The 5,966-nt window shown below is 43.9% G+C and carries 5 protein-coding genes; 4 read left to right on the top strand and 1 reads right to left on the bottom strand.

Annotation, left to right across the window (positions count from 1 at the left end; translation table 11 throughout):
- Positions 1-211 precede the first annotated feature (211 nt).
- The gene (cysK, locus tag HP456_RS18620) at positions 212-1,141 is read right to left on the bottom strand and encodes a cysteine synthase A (protein WP_172253867.1); all 930 of its coding nucleotides are present in this window, start codon (positions 1,139-1,141) and stop codon (positions 212-214) included.
- 166 nt (positions 1,142-1,307) lie between these two features.
- On the opposite strand from cysK, the gene thpR reads away from it, so the two are divergent.
- From thpR to HP456_RS18600, 4 genes are all read left to right on the top strand, one after another.
- On the top strand, positions 1,308-1,874 hold the full coding sequence (gene thpR, locus HP456_RS18615; RefSeq protein WP_172253865.1) for an RNA 2',3'-cyclic phosphodiesterase: 567 nt from the start codon (positions 1,308-1,310) through the stop codon (positions 1,872-1,874).
- Positions 1,875-1,898: 24 nt separating this feature from the next.
- Positions 1,899-2,876, top strand: coding sequence for a nuclease-related domain-containing protein (locus HP456_RS18610; protein WP_172253863.1), 978 nt, complete (start codon positions 1,899-1,901; stop codon positions 2,874-2,876).
- Between the two features lie 160 nt (positions 2,877-3,036).
- Positions 3,037-5,187, top strand: coding sequence for a type I pullulanase (pulA, locus tag HP456_RS18605; protein ID WP_172253861.1), 2,151 nt, complete (start codon positions 3,037-3,039; stop codon positions 5,185-5,187).
- A gap of 209 nt (positions 5,188-5,396) precedes the next feature.
- On the top strand, positions 5,397-5,966 hold a 570-nt coding region (locus HP456_RS18600), incomplete at its 3' end, for a phosphotransferase family protein (RefSeq protein ID WP_172253859.1).

Genomic DNA, 5,966 nt, shown 5'->3' with positions numbered 1-5,966 from the left:
CTTTTCGCTGCATCAGGTAATGGATGTAACTAAAAAGCATCTTTCCGCACGCTACATATTCCTCTACCTTCACACCATTGAAGGTGTGCTGACGTTTGTAGTGAAGTCTTCACCGGATCATTTCATCTCCCACTACCGCAAAATCAAGGAAGACAGATAGAAGGCCGGATCTGCAGTGCTTTAATGCATGCGGATCCGGCCTTCATTTTATTTAGAAGCGGAACAGGTCGCTTGAGAGGTATCTTTCTCCCGTATCACAGGCGATGCATACGACGACATCGTCAGGGGAAAGAGTCTTGGCAACCTGGATGGCTGCATAGCATGCCGCTCCTGAAGATGGTCCGACAAGGATTCCTTCTTCACTTGCCATTCTTCTTGCAATATCATATGCCTGCTCATCTTCGATCTTATGGATTTTATCGTACACTTCAGTGTTCAGTGTGTCAGGGACGAATCCCGGACTGGTACCGACCAGCTTATGCTTACCCGGTTTACCTCCAGAAAGAACCGGTGATCCTGCAGGTTCTACGACATGCACCTGGATATCAGGATAATGCTCCTTCAGGACTTCACCGGTCCCTGTAATCGTACCGCCTGTGCCGGCAGTTGCGACAAACGCAGAAAGGGGCTTGCCGATTTGCTCCATGGATTCCACGATTTCGAATGCCGTTGTTTTCCGATGGGCATTCGGATTAGCATCATTTTCGAATTGCATCGGCATGAAACTGTTTGGGATCTGTCTCGTGAGTTCTTTCGCTTTCTCGATCGCTCCAGGCATTTTTTCATCCCCCGGGGTCAATACGACTTCTGCCCCGTAAGCCTTCAACAGATTGATCCGTTCCTGAGTCATTGTATCCGGCATGACGAGAATGGAGCGGTACCCTCTTGCTGCAGCGTTCATGGCAAGGCCGATACCAGTATTACCGCTCGTGGGTTCAATAATCGTGGAACCTTCCTTCAGCAAGCCCTCTTTTTCAGCTTCGACGATCATCTGGAAGGCTGCACGGTCTTTCACACTCTTGCTCGGATTATAAAATTCGAGTTTAACATATACATCCGCACCATCAGAAGGATTCAGACGATTTAATTTAACAAGGGGTGTATCCCCGATCAATTCAGCAATATTATGCACTACTTTCATTGTCAACTTCCTTTCCTTCACAATCTATTTCTATGGTACTCATTCATATAAATCTTATCAACTAAATTGGCTTTGTATTTCATTTATGTTGCATTTCCTTTATGAGATTCTTTCTATTAACACATTTTGCTAAAATAGAGATACTAAACAATAAGGATGGAATGTTATGTTAGATACTCACTACTTTTTTGCATTATCTTTACCGGACGATATGAAAAAAGCCATTCAAGAAATGACGGACCCGATAAAGGAGAAGGGTGGATTCAAAAAATGGGTTCATCCTGACGATTACCATATTACACTTGCTTTTTTAGGGAGTGCCCCGAAGGATGATCTGAAATCCGCGATTGATAAGGCAGAGAGTACTTTATTTAACCGTGAAGGCTTTCCTTTGTCCTGCAGCAGGTTTGGGACATTCGGAAAAGAAGATCAGCCGAGGATCCTCTGGATGGGTGTGAATCCTTCGTCCGGTCTCCATCAAATTCGGGAAGAAGTATATGGCGCCTGTGAAGAAGCTGGATTTCAACTGGATACGAGACCGTTCGCCCCTCATATTACCGTCGGACGCAAGTGGAATCTGCCAGCTTCCTTTTCAAAGGAATGGCTGAATGGATTCAATTTGGAAGAAACAGGATCCCATCACATTAAAGAAGTTGTTTTATACAAGACACATATGGATCGTACGCCGAAATATGAAGCGGTGCATACAATCCAATTGAAAGACCTGTCCTAATAGACTTGAAAGGAAGGGCTCCTGATGGCGCAGCTGATTAAACTACAAGATTATGTTTCAAGATATGAAACCGATTTATATAGATATCCTTCCCAATTTGTACGATTAAAAAAGCAGCAATGGGAAAAAATGAAACTTCACTGGGAAAGCGGAGCGGCGTTTGCTTCTATTGACAAAGAGGTAATAAATAAAGAGAAACCCTCCGCAGCAAGAAAGCTTATGTCTTTCTTTAAGAAAATGGACGATGATGAACCTGAAGAAACCGAATTCCTCAAGCAGCAGGCTGATGATGAGATCGATCTTGAAATAAGCTCTCACTCTGATATTTCGACAGAGGAAGAGTTGAAGAAATACTTCCTGGATTCCATCTTTGACTTTCAGTTAAGATGGGCAAGTTCGACGATATCGGAAAAGTCCTATGTGGATAACAGCTACTGTTATGATGAGCGTTTGAAATACTTGCTTCAGAGGTTTCCAGACAATACCCTTGTATTATATTTCCCTGTTCTCAAAATTAAGAATGCCCCGGTGGAATTGGAAGTGATTCTGATCACGCCTACGGGGGTGTGGTGTTTATCCTTTCTTGAATTCGAGGACGGGACAGCCTATATCGGTTCAGGTGATCGATTCTGGGTGAAAAAATGGGGAGACACCGAGACAAGGGTGCTGAACCCTCTGATCTCATTAAAAAGGATGGAACGGATCATTGAGCAAATCATTGAATATGCGGGGATAGAATTGCCGGTACTTAAAGGTATCATCAGCAGGAACGGGTATATCGATTATCCCCAGTCACCGGTAGGATATCGATTCATTGATAAGCGGGAACATGACAGATGGTTCAGTCAGCAGCGTGCTGGCCGTTCACCGATTAAAAGTGTGCAATTGAAAGCAGCAAAAGCCATTCTGGACTATTGTCAGACGACATCATTTAAACGGGTGCATTATCAACAGGAGACATTAAAGGAGTGGAATTCAACAACGGAAGAGGATTCACCATGATAGATATTCATCATCATCCATCCCAAGAGTATTTTCCTTTTGGAATTTTTACTCGGGTCTCCGGGAGACCAAATGATATCTTGTGAATATTATAGGAGTAGGATTTTATGACATTGTTGCATGACAGTTGGAAAATGTTAAATAGAAGCAGGTGGCAAGAGTGTTAGTCATTAGTCGGCAGTATGAAGCATTCCTGGATACATTCAATACGATTACGTTCATTCTCCCTTATGCGTATCACGGAGGTCAGTCTGAAAGTTTCTCACTATTAAAAGACGGGAAAGAAATCGGACTTCAAATAAAGGAGAAGATTCCTTTGGGGGATGCAATGAAATACTCTGCATCACTGCCTGAGAAACTTGAACTCGGGAAAACTTATAAGATCGTGGACGAACATAATACAGAAACCGACCTTCAAATCGGTGCAGTCATTCGTACGGAAGAATTCGATCAGCAGTTTTTTTATAAGGGAGATGACCTGGGAGTAACCTTCCTGGAGGATGCCGCGGTTTTTAAAGTATGGTCTCCCACTTCTACAGAAGTAAAGCTGAAATTAAAGGCTCCAAATAAAGAGCAAGCCGTTCAATATCCCCTTGAACGAAAGGGGAAAGGTGTCTGGGAGGTGACTGTCCGGGAGAATATCCAAGGGTATTATTATACGTTTATGACCTGCATCAATTTAGTCTGGAATGAGCTTATCGATCCTTATGCGAAAGCTGTTTCTTATAACAGTGAATGGGGATGTGCAGTGGATCCCGACCTGATTGGGCCGCGATGTACTTCACTTGAATCATTACCGTCCCCTGTAGATGCAGTAATTTATGAATTGAATGTGAGGGATTTTTCCAGCGCTAAAGAAAGCGGAATGAAGTTCAAAGGCAAGTATCTGGCATTTACAGAGAAAGAGACCAAAACGCCGAATGGTTTTTCAAGCGGTATTCAGTACTTAAAGGAATTGGGCATCACACATGTTGAACTGCTCCCGGTAAACGATTTCGATGGCGTATCCGATGATCCCGGGGACAATCGGTATAATTGGGGATACAACCCTCTATTCTTTAACGCTCCTGAAGGCAGCTACAGTATGAAGCCGCATGATCCAGAAGAACGGATACACGAACTGAAATCTGCCATTCATTCTTTGCATGAAGAGAATATAAGGGTCATTCTGGATGTTGTGTATAACCATGTATATGTAAAGGAGACCTCATCTTTTGAGAAACTCGTTCCCGGGTATTTTTTCCGCCATGATGAAAATGGTCTTCCCTCAAATGGAACGGGGGTCGGGAATGATTTTGCTTCAGAACGCTCCATGGCAAGAAAATTCATTAAAGATTCCATCCGTTATTGGATGAAAACCTTCGGGGTGGATGGATTCCGATTCGACTTGATGGGAATCCTTGATGTCACGACTATGAACGAAATCCGCCAGGAAGCAGACAGGATCCTTCCAGAAGCCATCTTGATCGGTGAAGGGTGGGACCTGAACACCCCTCTTCCCGCCAGCAGAAAAGCAAATATCAGAAATGCAAACAGCCTTATGGGAATCGGACAATTCAATGATAGTTTCCGGGATACGATCAAAGGGAGCACGTTTAATCTGCATGATAAAGGATTTGCCCTCGGGCACGGTAAGCTGGAAGGAAAAGTCGCACAGGTGCTGACAGGCAGTATCGGCACATCTGATGGCGAAAAAGGTATTTTTAAAGAGCCTGCTCAATCCGTCAACTATGTAGAATCTCATGACAATCATACGTTGTGGGATAAAATGAAAGCATGTCTTGAAGAAGAGGAAGATATCCTGAGGAAAAGACAAAAGCTCGCTGCGTCGATGGTGCTGCTTTCTCAAGGTATCCCGTTTATTCATGCAGGACAGGAATTTTTCAGGACCAAGCATGGAATCGAAAACAGCTATCGATCACCTGTGGAAATAAACCAGCTTGATTGGCTGCAAAGAGAACGGCATGAAGGGGATATCGGGTATGTGCGGGGCTTGATCGCAATCAGGAAAAGTCACGGGGCATTCCGCTTCAGGCGATCGGACCTCATCAGAAAATATGCCTCTGTCTCGCATCCTGAAGAAAATCTTGTATCCGTTCATTATCGCGATGTCCATCCTTACGGCCCTTGGAATGAGCTTTTGCTGCTCTTCCATTCAGGCAGCAGCCATAACGTACAATTTCCACTGCCAAAAGGAAAAACATGGACACTCCTCTCAGACGGAAGCAGGGCGAATGTAAACGGATTAGGTGAAGTAAAAGGGGATTTCATCGAAGTTGAAAGACTCTCTTCCTATTTGATTGTTCGCTGACACATCGTTCCAATGCTTGACGAAATGAGAAGATGACGATAAAATCAAAAACAGATGGCTATTGATTGATCTGCCCAATAGCTGTCTTTTTTATTTTAATGAAGAATTTTAATCGACTAAAATGAGTTTTAAGAAGATAATGTTTATGATTTCGAAAAGAACGTATGATAGAAACGAACATGACTAAGGACCAATAGAAGGTGAATATATTGGAACACTTATTTGACCAAGATTGGGAAATAGTCCCCGCAGGCGGCGCAACCGGAGAAGCTTTCTTTGCTCAGTACCAAGAGCAGAGATTGTTTCTCAAGCGCAATTCTTCTCCATTTGTAGCCGTATTATCAGCAGAAGGCATCGTTCCCAAGCTGGTATGGACAAAGCGAATGGAAAATGGGGACGTTATCACAGCACAGCACTGGTTAAATGGAAGAGAACTAGACCCTGAAGAAATGAAAAATGAACGGGTAGCAAGACTGCTCAAGAAAATTCACTCTTCAAAGCCCCTGTCCACGATGCTGGAAAGATTGGGGCAGGAACCCTTTCTCCCGGAGCATATGCTGACGGATGTGGAAACAGGGCTCGAATTCGATCTTCTTTCCCTGCCGGTGGTCAGGCAAGCATTATTATTTCTGCAGAAAGAACTGGAAGAGGTTCAGCAGGATGAATATGTGGTCTGCCACGGGGATGTCAATCATAACAACTGGCTTCTGTCGGATGACAACCAGCTGTATCTGATTGATTGGGACGGCGCAATGATTGCCGACCCTGCTTTCGATGTC

Origin of the sequence: Bacillus haikouensis, assembly GCF_013179555.1 — a bacterium.
Taxonomy (GTDB): Bacteria; Bacillota; Bacilli; order Bacillales; family Bacillaceae_B; genus Rossellomorea; species Rossellomorea haikouensis_A.
This window is presented reverse-complemented; position numbering and strand designations above follow the sequence as displayed.